Consider the following 15,728-nt stretch of genomic DNA (forward strand, 5'->3'; position numbering starts at 1 on the left):
GTGCCACCGGCGGCGCCGGGACCGGGGCCGCCGGCGGCCGCAGCGCGGCGCGTACGGCGCTCATCATCGCGCACCGGCTGTCCACGGTGGAGACCGCCGACAGGGTGCTGGTGGTCCACGACGGCCGCGTGGTGGAGGACGGGACGCCGGAGGAACTGATCGGCGGCGGAGGCCGCTTTGCCCGGCTGCACGGTGCGTGGAAGGACTCGCTCGTGTGAGATCAGGAGTTTCAGCATCCCGCGCACGGCGCCGATTTCGCATGTGCCCCTCTCATCCGTTATTCTTGTTTAGTTGCTTTCGCAGCGGATCGGGATGTAGCGCAGCTTGGTAGCGCGCTTCGTTCGGGACGAAGAGGTCGCAGGTTCAAATCCTGTCATCCCGACCAAAGGAAAGAGGGTCTCCCCCAGGGAGGCCCTCTTTTTTCATCTGTTCACAGCCAGAGTTCCGGTTTCAGGGTCCCTGGTTCGTGATGTTTTGCCGCGCCGCTCCGTCTCCCAGCAGCGGAATCCTCGGGCGGTTCGAGCCGTCATCCTCCAGATAGTCGCCGCGGCTCTCATAGCCCTGGACCGTGTTCACATAGCGGTGGCGCAGCCGCAGGCCGACGGCGAACAGCACCAGCGCCTCCAGTAGCGCCGCAATGCCGACGATCCCCCACACGAGGGACCCGGCGTCGGCCGTTCCGCTCAGCACGCTGAACACCGATGTCCCGGCAACCGCCGCCACGATGACCGAGGTGCCGGCGATGGTCCAGAGGAAGTACGCCCGCTGCAGCCCGTTGGCGGTCCGTCGTTTCATGGTGCCCTCGTTTCGCTCGAAAATCAGCTGGATGGATCTTTCGATGGTTCAGTTTATGGTTCCGCAGTACAGCGGGTGAAAAGAAATGGCTCCGGGACATGGTTCGCGCATGTCCCGGAGCCCGGTTTCCTGAGGAAGCCCTTATTACATCGGATCAGGCCAGTTGCCGATCGACATGTAGTTCGTGCCGTCCACGCTCATTGGATCAGGCCAGTTCCCAATGGCAACGGCTGTGCCCGCGTTGTCAGTGGCCGGACCGGCAGACAGAACGGCCGGAGCCGTGGCGGAGAATGCGAATGCCCCTGCCAGCGCGGCAGCGGCTGCAATCTTCTTCAACATGTGAGTTCCTCAATACGAGTCGGATTCGTTACTTAGTCAGCACAGTCCTTGTTGACATACATTGTAAAATGTTTTCCACAGGGGCTGTCAACCATGGCGTACAACACTGGCGTAGAACACTGTCCGGACTAGGAGGATCCCGTGGGGAACGGTTTCGGAGAGAAGCTCCGAGCGGAGCGGCTCGAGCGTGGCCTGACCCAGGCGGAACTGGGCAGGGATCTTTACTCTCCCAGCTATATCTCGCTGCTGGAAACCGGCCGCCGGGAACCCACAGCGGACGTCATCGAGGAGCTCGCCCGCCGGCTTGAGCTCGCGCCCAAAGCGCTCGAGGCATGGAGCCAGCCCATCTCGGTCAGCGACGCCGAATACGTTCTCGCCGGCCTGTACGCCCGGCAGGCCTGGGACCTGCGTGATTATGCCTTGGCCGCTGAGCATGCCGCCGCGGCTGCCCGGATCGCCCTCGAAGGCAAGAACACCAGCGCCTGGTGGAACATGACTTACATGCAGGCCGAGTGCCTCATGAAGCAGGGCCAGCTCAAGGAGTGCCAGAAGATCATGGAGCACCTGCTGGAGCACCCCATGGCCACCGAATCTGCGGGGCTGGGGGTGCGTGCCCGCCAGATGCTCGCCGCGCTGTGCCATGGACAGGGCCAGCTCGGCGCCGCCGTGGAACATGCACAGCTGGCCGTGGAACAGTGCGCGCAGCTGCCCAAGGGTTCCACCCTGATCATCGGCGCGCTCCGCGCCCTCATCGGTGCACTCGCCGAAAGCGGGCGGCTGGATGAAGCCTGGACGTACTGCCAGGACATGAACGATCAGATGGATGAGCAGTCCATGTCCCAGCTGGCCGGCGAGGTGGCATGGGTCATCGGGAACGTCGCGTTCATGCGTCACGACTACCCCGAGGGGATCAGGCACCACGAGCGCGCGGCCAAGCTGCTCTCCCCCGCGAACGACATCGACCTCTGGGCCCGCTTCAACAAAGCTTCGGCCGCCGTCCGGCTCTCGTCCGGGATCGTCGAGCCCGAAACGCTGTCCGCCATAGAACGCGCCGAGCTTGCGCTGTCCATCGTGGGCGGCAACAAGACCGACCAGCTCGAGGTGGCTTTCATCCGCGCGCGCTGGCTCTACCTCACCGGTGACATCGTGGCCGCGGTGCAGAAGCTGCGCGAGATTCATGCGGAGCGTGCCGCTCTGGCCAAGCACACAGCGGGCGAGGTCTCCCTCCTGCTGGGCAAGTCACTGAAGGCATCCGGCGAATCCGAGGAAGCGCTCGTGCTCCTGCAGGAAGCCCAGAAGGAGTTCAGCGCGGCCGGCGCCCAGGACCGCGTGCAGCAGGCCCTGGACGCCATGCTCGAGATCAGGCTGGCGCAGCGCCGGGCTGAGGCAGCCGAAGCCAGCTAGAAGCTCCGGCCGGTGAGCTTTTCGTAGGCCTCAACGTAGCGTGCCCGGGTGCGCTCCACGACGTCCGCGGGCAGTGCCGGCGGCGGCGTGTTGGCGGCTTTGTCCCAGCCGGACGCGGGAGAGGTCAGCCAGTCGCGGACGTACTGCTTGTCGTACGACGGCTGGGCCTGGCCCGGCTTGTAGGTCGAGGCGTCCCAGAACCGCGAGGAGTCGGGGGTGAGGACCTCGTCGCCCAGCGTGATGGTGCCGGTCACCACGTCGTATCCGAACTCCACCTTGGTGTCGGCGAGGATGATGCCGCGTTCGCGGGCAATCTCCTCCGCCTTGGTGTAGATCTTCAGGGTCAGCTCGCTGAGGCGTCCCGCGATGTCGTCGCCCACCATGGACACGACGGCGTCATAGGTGATGTTTTCGTCGTGCTCCCCCACCGCGGCCTTGCCCGACGGCGTGAAGATGGCCTTCTCGAGGCGGGAGCCGTCCACCAGCCCCTCGGGGAGCGGAATGCTGCACACGGTGCCGGACTGCCGGTACTCCGCCAGTCCGGAGCCGGTGAGGTAGCCGCGTGCGATGCATTCCACCGGGAACATCTCCAGTTTCTTGCAGATCATGCCGCGGCCTTCCACGGCGGCGGGCACGCCGTCCGCCACGGTGGACGCCAGCACGTGGTGCTCAACGTCGAGCTGGTCAAACCACCACAGGCTCAGCTGGGTCAGGATGCGGCCCTTGTCCGGGATCTCGCTGCTGAGCACGTGGTCAAAGGCGCTGATCCGGTCGCTGGCCACCACCAGCACGCAGTCCTGCCCGAACTGGGTGTTGATGGACGCGTCCGCCGGTTCATACAGGTCGCGGACCTTGCCCGAGTAGACGTGCTTCCAGCCCGGGAGATCCAGGGTTGACGTCTCAAGGCCACGCTTGGGGGTGTCTGCGGTGTTGATGGGTTCAGTCACGGTCATGCCTTTGCTGTCGGGGCGGAGGAGTTGCCTGCCGCCAGCTTGATTTCACCGCGTGCTGCCTTGCCGCCGATGTCCCGGCGGAACTGGGCGCCTTCGAGCTGGACCAGCTCCACGCCGTCGTACGCCCTTTCCCTCGCTTCCACGAGGTCGGAGCCGAGCGCCACCACGGCGAGGACCCGGCCACCTGCCGAGACCACTTTGCCTTCGTCATCGAGCTTTGTTCCGGCATGGATCACGTGCACGCCGTCGAGCTCGTCCACCTTCTTCAGGCCACGGATACGGTCGCCGGTACGCGGGGTGTCGGGGTAGTTTTCGGACGCCACGACGACGGCGACGGCAGTCTCCCTGGACCAGCGCAGCTCTTCTGCCTTGTCCAGTTCGCCCTTGGCGGCTGCCAGGAGCAGGGAACCGAGGGGCGTCTTGAGACGGGCCAGCACCGCCTGGGTTTCGGGATCGCCGAACCGGACGTTGAACTCGATGACCCGCGTGCCGCGGGATGTCAGGGCCAGGCCGACGAACAGGACACCGACGAACGGGGTGCCCCGCCGGGCCATCTCGGTGATGGTGGGCTGGGCCACGCGGTCGATGACCTCCTGGACCAGGCCCTTGGGGGCCCACTCCAGCGGCGTGTAGGCGCCCATGCCGCCGGTGTTGGGGCCTTCGTCGTTGTCGTAGATGCGCTTGAAGTCCTGCGCCGGGGACAGCGCGACCGTATTGCGGCCGTCGCACAGGACAAACACCGAGACCTCGGGACCGTCCAGAAATTCCTCGATGACGACGGTTCCCCCCGCATCGAAGCAGCTCTGGGCGTGCGCCAGGGCGTCGTCGCGGCTGTTGGTGACCACCACGCCCTTGCCGGCGGCCAGGCCGTCGTCCTTCACCACGTATGGAGCACCGAAGGTGTCAAGGGCCGCTGCGGCTTCCTCGGTGTTGCTTGCTACGAGGGCCATGGCCGTGGGGACCCCGGCCTCGGCCATGATCTGTTTCGCGAAGGCCTTGGAGGCTTCAAGCTGGGCGGCCGCCTTGCTGGGCCCGAACACCGGGATGCCCGCGGCGCGGACGGCGTCGGAAACACCGGCGGCCAGCGGAGCCTCGGGGCCCACGACCACCAGGTCGACGTCGAGCCGGGTGGCGAGCGCCGCCACGGCATCCGGATCATTCCCGTCGATGGCGTGCGTGGGCACAAGCCTGCTGATGCCGGCGTTGCCCGGTGCCGCATGGACTTCGGAAACATTGGGGTCTGCAAGCAGGGAACGGACAATGGCGTGTTCGCGGCCACCGGGGCCAATGACGAGTACCTTCACAGTCTCCAAGCGTACTTTGTGGACGCCCCGGGCTCCTAAGCTATGTCGGCGCGGGCGTCGGGACGGCAAAGGAACCATCCCGGGGACCCGCGGCTACGAACCAACGGCATGAGGAAACTGATGAAGTGGCTTAACGGTCCCACCGCGCTGGCGGCGCTGGCTGGCGTGGCGGCGGCCGCCGTCGTTCTTTCCGCTGCGGAACTGATCGGGGCGTTCTTTACCGCCCGGGCGACTCCTGTCCTTGCCCTGGGCTCCACTTTCATTGACTTCACGCCGCCATGGCTGAAGGACTTTGCGATTGCCACGTTCGGCACAGGCGACAAGGCGGCACTGTTCGTGGGCATGGGCCTGACCATCTTCGTGCTCGCGTGCGTGCTGGGCGTGGTGGCGTACCGGAAATGGGCGCTGGGCGTGGCCGGGGTGATGCTGATGGGCGCGGTGATGGTGGCGAGCGTGGTGACGCGGGCCGGCGTGAAGCCGTTGGATGCCGTTCCCACCCTGCTCGGAACATTTGCCGGGCTTGCCGTCCTGCGGCTTCTGGTCTCCCGGCTGTGGCGGCTGCAGCCATTTCCGGACGCCCCGGCCGACGTCGCAGCGAAGGAGCCCGAACGCCCGGCCACCTCCCGGCGGGCGTTCTTCGCCTCCACCGCCGTTGCCGCGGCCGCCGCCGGCATCGCCGCCACAGGGGGCCGGCTGCTCAGCGCCGCGCGCAGCAATGTGGCCCAGGCCCGGGCGTCGCTGCGGCTGCCGGTGCCGGCGAAGGCCGCCCCGGCCCTTCCGGCCGGCCTGCAGTCCGCCACCGCCGGCGTCACGCCCTGGCTGACACCGAACGGCGATTTCTACCGGATCGATACTGCCCTGAGCGTTCCGGAAATCAATGCCGACGAATGGGAGCTGCGGGTGCACGGACTGGTGGAGCAGGAAATCCGGCTGACCTACCAGGACCTGCTCGACGCCGACCTGATCGAGTCCCATGTGACCCTCACCTGTGTTTCCAACCCGGTGGGCGGCAATCTCGCCGGGAACGCCAAATGGCTGGGGCTGCCCATCCGTGACGTCCTCAGCCGCGCCCGGCCCAAGGACGGGGCGGACATGGTGCTCTCGACCTCGATCGACGGGTTCAGTGCCTCAACGCCGCTGGAGGTCCTGCAGGACGACCGCGACGCCATGCTGGCCATCGGCATGAACGGCGAGCCACTGCCGTTGGAACATGGGTACCCCGTGCGCATGGTGGTCCCCGGGCTGTACGGCTTCGTGTCCGCCACCAAGTGGGTGGTGGACCTCGAAGTCACGCGCTTCGCCGACAGCCAGGCGTACTGGACGCAGCGCGGCTGGTCCGAACGCGGCCCCATCAAGACCATGGCCAGGGTGGAGGTGCCGAAGCCCTTCGCCGTGGTCAAGGCCGGGCGGGTGGCGGTCGGAGGGACGGCCTGGGCACAGACCCGCGGCATCAGCAAGGTGGAGATCCAGATCGACGACGGCGAGTGGGCGCCCGCGGTGCTCTCCGAGGAAGCCTCAGTGGTGACGTGGCGGCAGTGGTCCTTCGATTGGGATGCCAAGCCGGGAGCCCACTACATCAAGGTGCGCGCAACGGACGGAACGGGCGAGGTCCAGACCGAAAAGCGCGCCGATCCCGTGCCCGACGGTGCCTCCGGATGGCAGTCCGTCATGGTCACGGTCGAGTAGTGCGCCGGAAACCCCATGACCATGGCGGCCTGCCGGAAGGCTTCGAGGGTAATGCCAATCCGGCACCATAGACTGGGGCCATGCCCCTAAATCCGCATGCCACGTTCACCGTGGAGTCCGCCGTCGAGCTCGCGGTCATTGAACGGAGCGGCTTCATCGAATCCCGGCACATCGGAGCCGCCGTGGTCCTGGCCGGGGACGGCAGCGTGGTCACGGAACTCGGAGACATCACCACGCCGATCCTTGCCAGGTCCACGCTCAAGCCGCTGCAGGCCCTGGCCTCCATGCAGGCCGGCGTACCGCTCCGCGGCGCCCAGGTGGCGCTTGCCTGCGCCAGCCACACCGGGTCGCTGGACCACATGGACGTCGTGGAGGGAATGCTCAAAGCCGCCGGCGTGAAGGAGAACCAGTTGCAGTGCCCGGAGGCCTGGCCGCAGGATGAAACGGCCCGGACCTGGCTCACCCGCACCGAGAAGGGCAAGTCCCGCCTGGCTTTCAACTGCTCCGGCAAGCACGCCGCCTTCCTGTGGGCGTGCACGGAGAACGGCTGGGACACGCACAGCTACCTCGAACCCAACCATCCGCTGCAGCAGCGCATCCGCTCCGTCATCGAGGAATACTCGGAGGAGAAGATCGCCCACCTCGGCATCGACGGCTGCGGCGCCCCGGTGGCGGCCATTTCCCTGACGGGCCTGGCCCGGGCTTACTCCCGGCTCGGAAAGGCGCCGGGCGACAAGAACTCCAACGCCCGCGCCGCCACGATCGCCACGTCCATGCTGGACTATCCGTGGGCCGTCCAGGGCAAGGGCGAAGCCAACACCATCGTCATGGAGGAACTGGACGTCATTGCCAAGATCGGCGCCGAGGGCGTGCTCGTGCTGGCGACGCCGCAGGGTGTCTCCGCGGCGGTGAAGGTGCTGGACGGCAACCTGCGGGCCACCTCCCTTGTGGGGCTGACCCTCCTTGCGGCAGTAGGCGCGGTGGACATCCCGGGAGTGTCCAGTGTCCTGGAGAAGGTGGTTGAGCCGGTCCTCGGCGGCGGGCGTCCGGTAGGAAAGATCCGCCTGGGCCACGCAGTCTCGGCACTGCTGGACTAATTCTTACTCCCCTCAGCACCACATTCCACAGCACCAAAGGAGGCAGCGTGGCTGTTGCGCGGCGCAGAATTGACATCGACGCAGGCAAAGCGGCACTGGCAACGTGGCAGGACGCAGGCCACGCGCCGTCGGACGCTCCCGTGCCCCGCTCCGTGATCGCGACGGCGGTGCGCTACTCCCTCGAGGAGGTCACCGCCCGGGCACCGGGCAACTCGGTGGAGGTCCGGGTGCCGCCGTTCGGCGTCACGCAGTGCGTGGAAGGTCCCCGCCACACGCGCGGCACTCCCCCGAACGTCATCGAGTGCGACGCCGCCACCTGGCTGGCGATGGTGACCGGCACGTTGAGTTGGACGGATGCGGTGGACGCCGGGCGCGTCGCGGCTTCCGGCCTCCGCGCGGACCTCTCCGCGCTGCTGCCGCTCTGACTAGTGCGGCTCCAGTGCCAGCCGGGCGCCAAAGCCTATGAGCACTGTTCCGGTGATGCGGTCGATAATGCTGATGGACCGCGGGCTGCGCAGCCACTTCGAGGCAAAGCCGGTGCCTATGATGATCAGCGCGAACCAGCACATGGCCATGACGCCATGCACCGCAGCCAGCAGCAGCCCCATGGCCAACGGGGACATCCCGGCGGGAATGAACTGCGGGATGGTCGCAACATAGAACACACCGACCTTGGGGTTGAGCAGGTTGGTGGCTGCCCCCTTCAGCCAGGAGCCCCACAGCGTGCCGTCGTGGGCAGGGGCCGGATCCGCGGGCAGATGGGGACCGGCAGCACCCTTGCGGCTGATCGTCTTCCAGATCAGGGATGCTCCAAGCCAGGCCATGTACGCGGCCCCCGCCAGCGTTAACGCACGGTAGGCGATGTCGGATGCGGCCAGCAGCGCCGAGGCGCCGACGGCGGCGGCTGCTCCCCATGCGAGCGCACCGCAGCAGACGCCAGCTGCCGTGGCGAAGGCCGCGGCGCGGCGGCGGGTGAGTCCGGCCCGCAGCACGATGGAGGTGTCGATGCCCGGGACAAGGGTCAGGAGACCTGCCACAGCGGCGAACGACAGGACAGCCTGGGGGAAAGTCATGGCGCCAGTTTAGGGGGTCAGGCCGCGGGCACGGGAAACGCAAAGACCCCGCCCCGGGGTTTCCGGAACGGGGTCTGGCTGCGGGCAAGGGCCGGGCAGCTATTCGTGGTGGATGGCCGCCGAGCTTCCTGTGGAGGTTGCGGCCCTGGTCATCTGGAACTCGGGGATGTCCTCCGGATTCGGGCCGCCGCGGAACTTGGGTGAGGGCTGGCCGCCGCCGCTGATCCGCTCGAGCTCCTGGTCCTCGAAGTCGTCCTCGACGCCGAGCATGATGGCGGAGTCGTGGTTGGTGATCTCGCCGCGGAACGCCCGGACCATGACACTGCGGTCGAATTGGCCTTCCCATTTGGACACCACGAACGTCGCCACGCAGTTGCCGAGGAGGTTGACCACCACGCGCATGGAGTCCATCAGGCGGTCCGCACCCAGCAGGAGGGCGACGCCGGCCACGGGGAAAATTCCCAGCGCGGCGGCGGTGGCGGAGAGAGCCAGGAAGGACGATCCGGGAACGCCGGCCATGCCCTTGGAGGTCAGGAGCAGGACGCCGAGTGCCGCCAGCTGCTGCCCCAGGTCCAGGTTGTGGCCGAACGCCTGCGCCAGGAAGAGCAGCGAAATCGACAGGTAAATCGCGGCGCCGTCGAGGTTGAAGGAATAGCCGGTGGGCACCACCAGGCCGGTGGTGGCCCGGGAGCAGCCTGCGTTCGTCAGCTTGGTCATGATGCGCGGCATGACGGCCTCGGTGGACGCCGTGCCGAGGGCCAGCAGGAACTCCTCACGGGTGTACTTGAGGAACTGCCAGAGCGGGACGCGGGCGAACCCCCACGCCACCAGGAACAGGAGCCCGATGAAGACGATGGCCGCGCCGTAGCAGGCGGCAATGAGCCACGCGTAGGTGCTGAGCGTCTCGAGACCGTACTGGCCGATAATGAAGGCCATGGCACCGAAGGCACCGATCGGGGCCACCTTCATGATCCAGGACATGATCTTGAAGATCAGTTCGAGGACGGTCTCCATGAGGCTGACAACGGGCATGCAGCGGTCCCGGCCGATGACGACGATCGCCGCCCCGAAGAAGACCGAGAAGAAGAGGACCTGCAGCAGGCTGTTGCTCGCGAAGGCGCCGATGACGCTGGTGGGGATGATGTCCAGGATGAACGCCGCAGCGTCCTTGGGAGCGGCATGGCCGGTCTTTGCGTCCAGCGCCTCCTGGGAGAGCGTGCTCGGATCGATGTTCAGGCCGGCGCCCGGCTGAACAACGTTGCCCACGACCAGTCCGAAGACCAGGGCGAAGAGTGTGGCCGCTGTGAAGTACAGAAGTGCCTTGACCCCTACCCTTCCGACCGCCTTGACGTCGCCTACGGCTGATATCCCGGTAACGATCACCAGGAAGATCAGCGGCGCGATGATCATCTTGATGAGCTGGATGAAGCCGTCTCCGAGCGGCCTCAGCTGGGAGCCAAGGTCCGGCCAGAAATGCCCTATGAGAACACCTGCCACGACGGCGATCAGAATTTGGAAGAAGAGCGACCTGTACAGGGGCTTCTTCTTCGACGGCGCCGAACTCGCCTTCAGCGCCGAGGAATCTGGGATCTTCATTGATCTGTACCTATTCAATCGGGGACAGCCCCGGAAATCGGGGTCTGGTTCAAACGTAACCCCGCTCACACTATTCCGCAAGGGGATATTTGACTTCCATATTGCGGAATAGTGTGGCGATTCGAAGGCATGCAGAAACCGCCGCGTCTTCGGACAGCGGCACCCGGAATCCCGGGCGGGCAGCTGTCCGAAGACGCGGCGGAAAAGGCTGGTTCGCTTGCTAGCCGCGGCCGATGAACGGCATGCCGGCTGCCGTGATGACCACGGAGCCCACGCTGGCCGATGCCGGCATTCCGGCCATCATCAGGACGGCCCTCGCCGCGTCCTCCACGGGGAACATGGGCTCGACTTTGCGGGTGCCGTCCGCTTGGAGCGCACCGGAGCCGACGCCGATGGTGTCCATGATGTCGGTGGCGGTGTTGCCGATGTCGATCTGGCCGCAGGTGATGCCAAAGGCGCGGCCATCGAGTTCGATACTCTTGGTCAGGCCCGTCATGGCGTGCTTGGTGACGGCATAGGCCACGGTCCGCGGCCGGGGCGAATGCGCCGAGATGGACCCGTTGTTGATGATGCGTCCGCCCCGCGGATGCTGTGCCTTCATGGCGCGGACGGCCGCGCCTGCGCACAGCAGCGAGCCGGTCAGGTTCACGGCAACGGTGGCTTCCCAGTCCGAGAGGCTGATCTCGTCCACCGAGGCCGCGGGGCCAAACACGCCGGCGTTGTTGAACAGCACATCCACCCTCCCCCACCGCTGGAGGACGGCGGCGAAAAGGCGTTCGACGTCGTCGGGCACGGTGACGTCGCACGGCACTGCCAGCGCCTCCGGGTGACCGTCCGCCGTTTCGTGCAGCTGCGCCTCGCGTCGGCCGGCCAGAGCCACGCGGTAACCTGCCGCGAGCATCTGGCGGGCGACCGCCCGGCCAATGCCGGAACCGGCCCCGGTGACGACGGCGACGGGTCCGGGCTGTCGCTTTGCGGCCGGCAGCGTTTCGGTCATGCGGTACTCCTGTGGGCTCCTGGATTACTGGGCGGCGGGAACATCCGCTGCCACCAGTGGCCAGCCTATGACGGTCTTGGGCCGCGGCGTGGCATAGGTCCGCACTTTGGAGGTGGAGAGCCGCATCCGCACGAGCGATTCCGCGATGGTGACCGCAGCCGCCACGCCGTCGACCACGGGGACGCCGGCGCGCTGCCGGATCTGTTCATCCAGGCCGGCCATCCCGCCGCAGCCCAGCACGATGACCTCGGCCTTGTCCTCGCGGACGGCCAGGAGAGCCTGTTCGATGATGGCCTCGACGGCGCGCTCCGGTTCCTCCTCCAGTTCCAGGACCGCCATGCCGCTGGCGCGCACCGAGGCGCAGCGCGCGTCCAGGCCGGCCAGCTTCAGCCTGTCCTCGATGAGCGGAACGGCACGGTCCAGCGTGGTGACCACCGAGTACTTGTGCCCGAGGAACATCGCCGTGCTGGCCGCGGCCTCGGTGATGTCGACAACCGGCACATCCAGGAGTTCCTGCAACCCCTCGCGGCCATGCTCCCCGTAGCCTGCCTGGATGACGGCGTCGAAAGGCTCCGGATAGTTCACCACCCGGTCCATGACGGCGATCGCCGCGAGGTAGCTTTCAAAGTTGCCTTCGCAGGAATCCGCGCCGAACCGCGGCGTGACGCCGATGATCTCCGTTCCAGGCCCAGCGATGCTGCGGGCCTGGGCAGCGATGGAATCGGTCATGGACTGGGTGGTGTTCACGTTCGCGACAAGGATGCGCATGGTTGCCTCGGCTTTCGGTGTGGAAAGGTCTGGGTTCACGTCAGTGGGTGCTCGCCACGGCGATGGCTTCGCCGTCAACATCTTCGAGCCGCTGCGAGCGGTCGGCGATGACGAAGTACAGCACCGCGGCGATGCCGGCCGCGAAGAACCAGGCGAACGGGGCGGCGGCGCCCAGCGCCGGAACGAAAGCGATCAGGAGTGCGACGGCGGCCGCGGGAACCATGGCGATGATCGCCCTCGGGTTGAAGCCCCTCCTGTAGTAGTAGGCCCCGGAGGGCTCATCCGTGTAGAGCTCGGGCACGTTGACCCGGCCGCGGCGCAGCAGCCAATAGTCGGCCATGACGACGCCGAACAGCGGGCCGAGCAGGGCTCCGAGGCCGCCCAGGAAGTACACGATCACGAGCGGATTGTTGTACAGGTTCCACGGCAGGATGATGAGTCCGATCGTCCCGCTGACCCATGCCGCCTTGCGGAAGTTCAGGCGCTTCGGGAAGAGGTTGGTCAGGGCATAGACCGGGGCCACAAAATTGGCCATCAGGTTCACTGCGATGGTCAGGATGAGCAGCGCGAGGCAGGCCAGCACGAGGAAGAGCGTGTTCGGAATGGTCTGGACAATGTCCGAGGGGCTCTCAATGACCGACCCGTTGATCTTGAACTGGCCGCCTGCCATGACCACCACGATGGCGCCGAAAAGGAGCATGTTGATCGGGATGCCCCAGAAGTTGCCGCGCACCACGGCCTTCTTTGAGACGGCGGACCGGGTGAAGTCGCAGAAGTTCAGAACGAAGGTGCCGTAGATGGAGACCCAGAGTGCGCCTCCGGCGAAGATGGTGCGCCACATGTCCGCGCCCTCGAGTGCATTGTCTGATGCCCAGGCAATGGAGCCGCCGGCCTCGGCAAAAATCCAGATGGCGATGGCGGCCATGGTCACGAGAATGACGGGGCCGGCGAAGGCTTCGTACTTGCGGATCATTTCCATACCGAAGCTGACGATGACCAGCTGGACAATCCAGAGGAACACGAAGGCAATCCAGCCAAGCGTGGACAGCCCGAGAATGGAGTTGGCGTCAAGCTCCTTCAGGGAAGGAACCATGGCCACGAGCATGACGCGGAGCACCACGGACGCGAGGTAGGTCTGGATGCCGAACCAGGCCACGGCCACGGCCCCGCGCAGGAGGCTGGCGATCTGGGCTCCCCTGATGCCGAAACTGATGCGGCTCATGACGGGAAACGGCACACCGGTCTTGACGCCCATGAAGCCCGAGAAACTCAGCAGTGCGAACAGCAGGACGGCACCGACGCCGAGCGCCAGGAGGATCTGCCAGCCGCCCAGGCCCAGAGCGAAGAGGCCGATGGCGAAGGCGTAGTTCCCGAGGCTGTGGACGTCATTGGCCCACAGCGTGAAGATGCTGTAACTGGTCCAGCGGCGGCCTTCCCGCTTGGTCGGGGCAAGGTCGATGTTGTAGAGGCTGGGGCTGATGGTGCGCCCTGAGGCGGCGCTCGCTGTTTCACACAGGGCGTCAATGCCCGTTGCGGGATGGACCGGCTGGCCCGACAACTCTGTCGGGACGGGAGCCGTTTCGACGCCGACTGATGGGGTCGTCTGCATCTGGATCTCCAGTTCTTGGGATGGGGTGTGACGGAGGTCGATGCCTCCGGTGAAGCCTATTTCCATCTAGTGGAAATTACGTTTTGAAGAGTGGAATAACTTTATGACCTGAATCACGTGGCGGTCAAGGGTGCTGCGGTTGCCGCGGCAGTCACAATTGGGAGGTTGGCGTTCCGGCGCACCCGGCGGGGGCGACGGCCCGGTACACCTTGACCGCGGCACCGCACACTGCCTAATCTCGAATAGCAAGAATGTTTTCTCACAATACGAAAACATGAGCCCAACATTCAAAGATGAAACGAGGCTGCCGTGGCTGCAGGAGAAGATACCTCCCATATCCTCAGCGGGTTGACTAACCAGCTGCCTGATCGTGATCCGGAAGAGACCGCCGAATGGGTTGAGTCCCTGGATGCGCTGATCAGGGAACAGGGCACCGAGCGTGCCCAATACATCATGCGCAGTCTCCTGCAGCGTGCCGGCGCGCAGAGCGTCGGGGTTCCGATGGTGACCACCACGGATTATGTGAACACCATCCCGGTGGACCAGGAAGCGGAGTTCCCGGGCAACGAGGAGTTCGAGCGCCGCTACCGGGCGTACATGCGCTGGAACGCGGCGGTGATGGTGCACCGGTCCCAGCGGCCGAACATCGGCGTGGGCGGGCATATCTCTACCTATGCCGGGGCCGCGACGCTGTACGAGGTCGGGTTCAACCACTTCTTCCGCGGCAAGGACCATCCCGGCGGCGGGGACCAGGTGTTCTTCCAGGGCCACGCCTCCCCCGGGATGTACGCCCGGGCGTTCATGGAAGGCCGGCTGACCGAGCAGGACCTGGACGGCTTCCGGCAGGAAAAGTCCAAGGAAGGCCACGCCCTCTCCTCCTACCCGCACCCGCGGCTGATGCCCGAGTTCTGGGAATTCCCCACCGTGTCGATGGGCATCGGGCCGATGAACGCGATCTACCAGGCCCAGTCCAACCGCTACCTGCACAACCGCGGCCTGAAGGACACCTCCGACCAGCAGGTCTGGGCGTTCCTCGGTGACGGGGAAATGGACGAGCCCGAGTCCCGCGGCTTGCTCCAGCTCGCCGCGAACGAGAACCTGGACAACCTGAACTTCGTGATCAACTGCAACCTCCAGCGCCTGGACGGGCCGGTGCGCGGCAACGGCAAGATCATGCAGGAACTCGAGGCGTTCTTCCGCGGCGCGGGCTGGAACGTGATCAAGGTCGTCTGGGGCCGGGAGTGGGATGACCTGCTCACCCGCGACACCGACGGCTCGCTCGTGAAGATCATGAACGAAACCCCGGACGGGGACTACCAGACCTACAAGGCCGAATCCGGCGGGTTCGTCCGCGAACACTTCTTCGGGAAGACCCCGCAGACCAAGGACATGGTCGCGGACCTCACCGATGACCAGATCTGGAACCTCAAGCGCGGCGGCCACGACTACCGCAAGGTCTACGCCGCGTACAAGGCAGCGACCGAATTCAAGGGCAAGCCCACCGTGATCCTGGCCAAAACGGTCAAGGGCTACGGACTCGGCCCGCACTTCGAAGGCCGCAACGCCACCCACCAGATGAAGAAACTCACCCTCGATGACCTGAAGGAATTCAGGGACTACCTCAGGATTCCCATTTCCGATGCCCAGCTGGAAGAGGATCCCTACAGCCCGCCGTACTACCACCCGGGGTGGGATGCCCCTGAAATGGCCTACCTCCTTGAGAGGCGGAAGGCACTGGGCGGTTTCACGCCCGAGCGCCGTCCACAGCACGCCCCTGTTGAATTGCCGGACGCCAAGACCTTCGACGTTTCCAAGCGCGGTTCGGGCAAGCAGCAGGCCGCAACGACCATGGCGTTCGTCCGGCTCCTGAAGGACTTGCTCCGCGACAAGAAGTTCGGGCACCGCATTGTTCCCATCGTGCCGGACGAATCACGGACCTTTGGCATGGATGCGTTCTTCCCGACGGCGAAGATCTACAACCCCGGCGGCCAGAACTACCTGTCCGTGGACCGCGACCTGGTCCTGGCCTACAAGGAATCCGCGCAGGGCCAGCTGATCCACCCCGGCATCAACGAAGCCGGCGCCGTCGCAGCGTTCACCGCCGCCG

At 66.0% G+C, this 15,728-nt stretch carries 14 protein-coding genes, 1 tRNA gene and 1 pseudogene; 7 read left to right on the plus strand and 9 right to left on the minus strand.

What is annotated here, in order from left to right; genetic code table 11:
• Together AC3A3W_RS19225 and AC3A3W_RS19230 are read left to right on the plus strand one after the other, a co-directional pair.
• A pseudogene (locus AC3A3W_RS19225) lies at window positions 1-218 on the plus strand (ABC transporter ATP-binding protein); the annotation flags it as partial.
• 90 nt (window positions 219-308) lie between these two features.
• Window positions 309-385 (plus strand) — tRNA-Pro (locus AC3A3W_RS19230).
• A gap of 65 nt (window positions 386-450) precedes the next feature.
• Here AC3A3W_RS19230 and AC3A3W_RS19235 read toward each other — a convergent pair.
• Both AC3A3W_RS19235 and AC3A3W_RS19240 read right to left on the minus strand, forming a co-directional pair.
• Window positions 451-795 (minus strand): hypothetical protein, encoded by a 345-nt coding sequence (locus AC3A3W_RS19235; protein ID WP_487444675.1) that lies wholly within the window; start codon window positions 793-795, stop codon window positions 451-453.
• A 144-nt stretch (window positions 796-939) separates the two neighbouring features.
• Window positions 940-1,134, minus strand: coding sequence for a hypothetical protein (locus AC3A3W_RS19240; RefSeq protein ID WP_487444677.1), 195 nt, complete (start codon window positions 1,132-1,134; stop codon window positions 940-942).
• A 141-nt stretch (window positions 1,135-1,275) separates the two neighbouring features.
• Here AC3A3W_RS19240 and AC3A3W_RS19245 point away from each other — a divergent pair, with 141 nt between their 5' ends.
• Window positions 1,276-2,538, plus strand: a complete 1,263-nt coding sequence (locus tag AC3A3W_RS19245; RefSeq protein WP_487444678.1) for a helix-turn-helix domain-containing protein — start codon at window positions 1,276-1,278, stop codon at window positions 2,536-2,538.
• On the opposite strand, the gene AC3A3W_RS19250 is transcribed toward AC3A3W_RS19245, so the two are convergent.
• Entirely contained in the window at window positions 2,535-3,485 is a 951-nt protein-coding gene (locus tag AC3A3W_RS19250) for a phosphoribosylaminoimidazolesuccinocarboxamide synthase (RefSeq protein ID WP_487444680.1), read from the minus strand. The two genes, AC3A3W_RS19245 and AC3A3W_RS19250, sit on opposite strands and share 4 nt — an antisense overlap.
• Before the next feature lie 2 nt (window positions 3,486-3,487).
• A complete protein-coding gene (gene purD / locus AC3A3W_RS19255; protein WP_487444695.1) occupies window positions 3,488-4,795 on the minus strand; it encodes a phosphoribosylamine--glycine ligase in 1,308 nt (435 codons plus the stop codon).
• A gap of 108 nt (window positions 4,796-4,903) precedes the next feature.
• Here purD and AC3A3W_RS19260 point away from each other — a divergent pair, with 108 nt between their 5' ends.
• From AC3A3W_RS19260 to AC3A3W_RS19270, 3 genes are all read left to right on the plus strand, one after another.
• Window positions 4,904-6,481 carry a molybdopterin-dependent oxidoreductase gene (locus AC3A3W_RS19260; protein ID WP_487444682.1) on the plus strand — a complete coding sequence of 526 codons (1,578 nt, stop codon included), beginning with the start codon at window positions 4,904-4,906 and terminating at the stop codon, window positions 6,479-6,481.
• A gap of 80 nt (window positions 6,482-6,561) precedes the next feature.
• On the plus strand, window positions 6,562-7,578 hold the full coding sequence (locus tag AC3A3W_RS19265; protein ID WP_487444683.1) for an asparaginase: 1,017 nt from the start codon (window positions 6,562-6,564) through the stop codon (window positions 7,576-7,578).
• 47 nt (window positions 7,579-7,625) lie between these two features.
• Entirely contained in the window at window positions 7,626-8,003 is a 378-nt protein-coding gene (locus tag AC3A3W_RS19270) for a sterol carrier family protein (RefSeq protein WP_487444685.1), read from the plus strand.
• Here the strand turns inward: AC3A3W_RS19270 and AC3A3W_RS19275 are convergent, their stop codons facing one another.
• From AC3A3W_RS19275 to AC3A3W_RS19295, 5 genes are all read right to left on the minus strand, one after another.
• A complete protein-coding gene (locus AC3A3W_RS19275; protein WP_487444687.1) occupies window positions 8,004-8,651 on the minus strand; it encodes a LysE family translocator in 648 nt (215 codons plus the stop codon). It lies immediately after the preceding gene.
• Between the two features lie 99 nt (window positions 8,652-8,750).
• Window positions 8,751-10,247: a C4-dicarboxylate transporter DctA gene (dctA, locus tag AC3A3W_RS19280; protein ID WP_487444688.1), complete on the minus strand. Its 1,497-nt coding sequence runs from the start codon at window positions 10,245-10,247 to the stop codon at window positions 8,751-8,753.
• 220 nt (window positions 10,248-10,467) lie between these two features.
• A complete protein-coding gene (locus tag AC3A3W_RS19285) occupies window positions 10,468-11,244 on the minus strand; it encodes an SDR family oxidoreductase (RefSeq protein WP_487444690.1) in 777 nt (258 codons plus the stop codon).
• 24 nt (window positions 11,245-11,268) lie between these two features.
• Window positions 11,269-12,012 (minus strand): aspartate/glutamate racemase family protein, encoded by a 744-nt coding sequence (locus AC3A3W_RS19290; RefSeq protein ID WP_487444697.1) that lies wholly within the window; start codon window positions 12,010-12,012, stop codon window positions 11,269-11,271.
• Between the two features lie 40 nt (window positions 12,013-12,052).
• Window positions 12,053-13,621, minus strand: a complete 1,569-nt coding sequence (locus tag AC3A3W_RS19295; RefSeq protein ID WP_487444691.1) for an NCS1 family nucleobase:cation symporter-1 — start codon at window positions 13,619-13,621, stop codon at window positions 12,053-12,055.
• A 309-nt stretch (window positions 13,622-13,930) separates the two neighbouring features.
• Here AC3A3W_RS19295 and aceE point away from each other — a divergent pair.
• Window positions 13,931-15,728, plus strand: a 1,798-nt coding sequence (aceE, locus tag AC3A3W_RS19300; protein ID WP_487444693.1) for a pyruvate dehydrogenase (acetyl-transferring), homodimeric type, incomplete at its 3' end; no start/stop codon positions are given.

The organism is Arthrobacter sp. Soil_N43 (assembly GCF_057655195.1).

Coding starts and splice junctions, on each gene's coding strand:
- AC3A3W_RS19235 (WP_487444675.1), bottom strand. CDS start 795: ATGAAACGACGGACCGCCAACGGGCTGCAGCGGGCGTACTTCCTCTGG.
- AC3A3W_RS19240 (WP_487444677.1), bottom strand. CDS start 1,134: ATGTTGAAGAAGATTGCAGCCGCTGCCGCGCTGGCAGGGGCATTCGCA.
- AC3A3W_RS19260 (WP_487444682.1), top strand. CDS start 4,904: ATGAGGAAACTGATGAAGTGGCTTAACGGTCCCACCGCGCTGGCGGCG.
- AC3A3W_RS19265 (WP_487444683.1), top strand. CDS start 6,562: ATGCCCCTAAATCCGCATGCCACGTTCACCGTGGAGTCCGCCGTCGAG.
- AC3A3W_RS19275 (WP_487444687.1), bottom strand. CDS start 8,651: ATGACTTTCCCCCAGGCTGTCCTGTCGTTCGCCGCTGTGGCAGGTCTC.
- dctA (WP_487444688.1), bottom strand. CDS start 10,247: ATGAAGATCCCAGATTCCTCGGCGCTGAAGGCGAGTTCGGCGCCGTCG.
- AC3A3W_RS19285 (WP_487444690.1), bottom strand. CDS start 11,244: ATGACCGAAACGCTGCCGGCCGCAAAGCGACAGCCCGGACCCGTCGCC.
- AC3A3W_RS19290 (WP_487444697.1), bottom strand. CDS start 12,012: ATGCGCATCCTTGTCGCGAACGTGAACACCACCCAGTCCATGACCGAT.
- AC3A3W_RS19295 (WP_487444691.1), bottom strand. CDS start 13,621: ATGCAGACGACCCCATCAGTCGGCGTCGAAACGGCTCCCGTCCCGACA.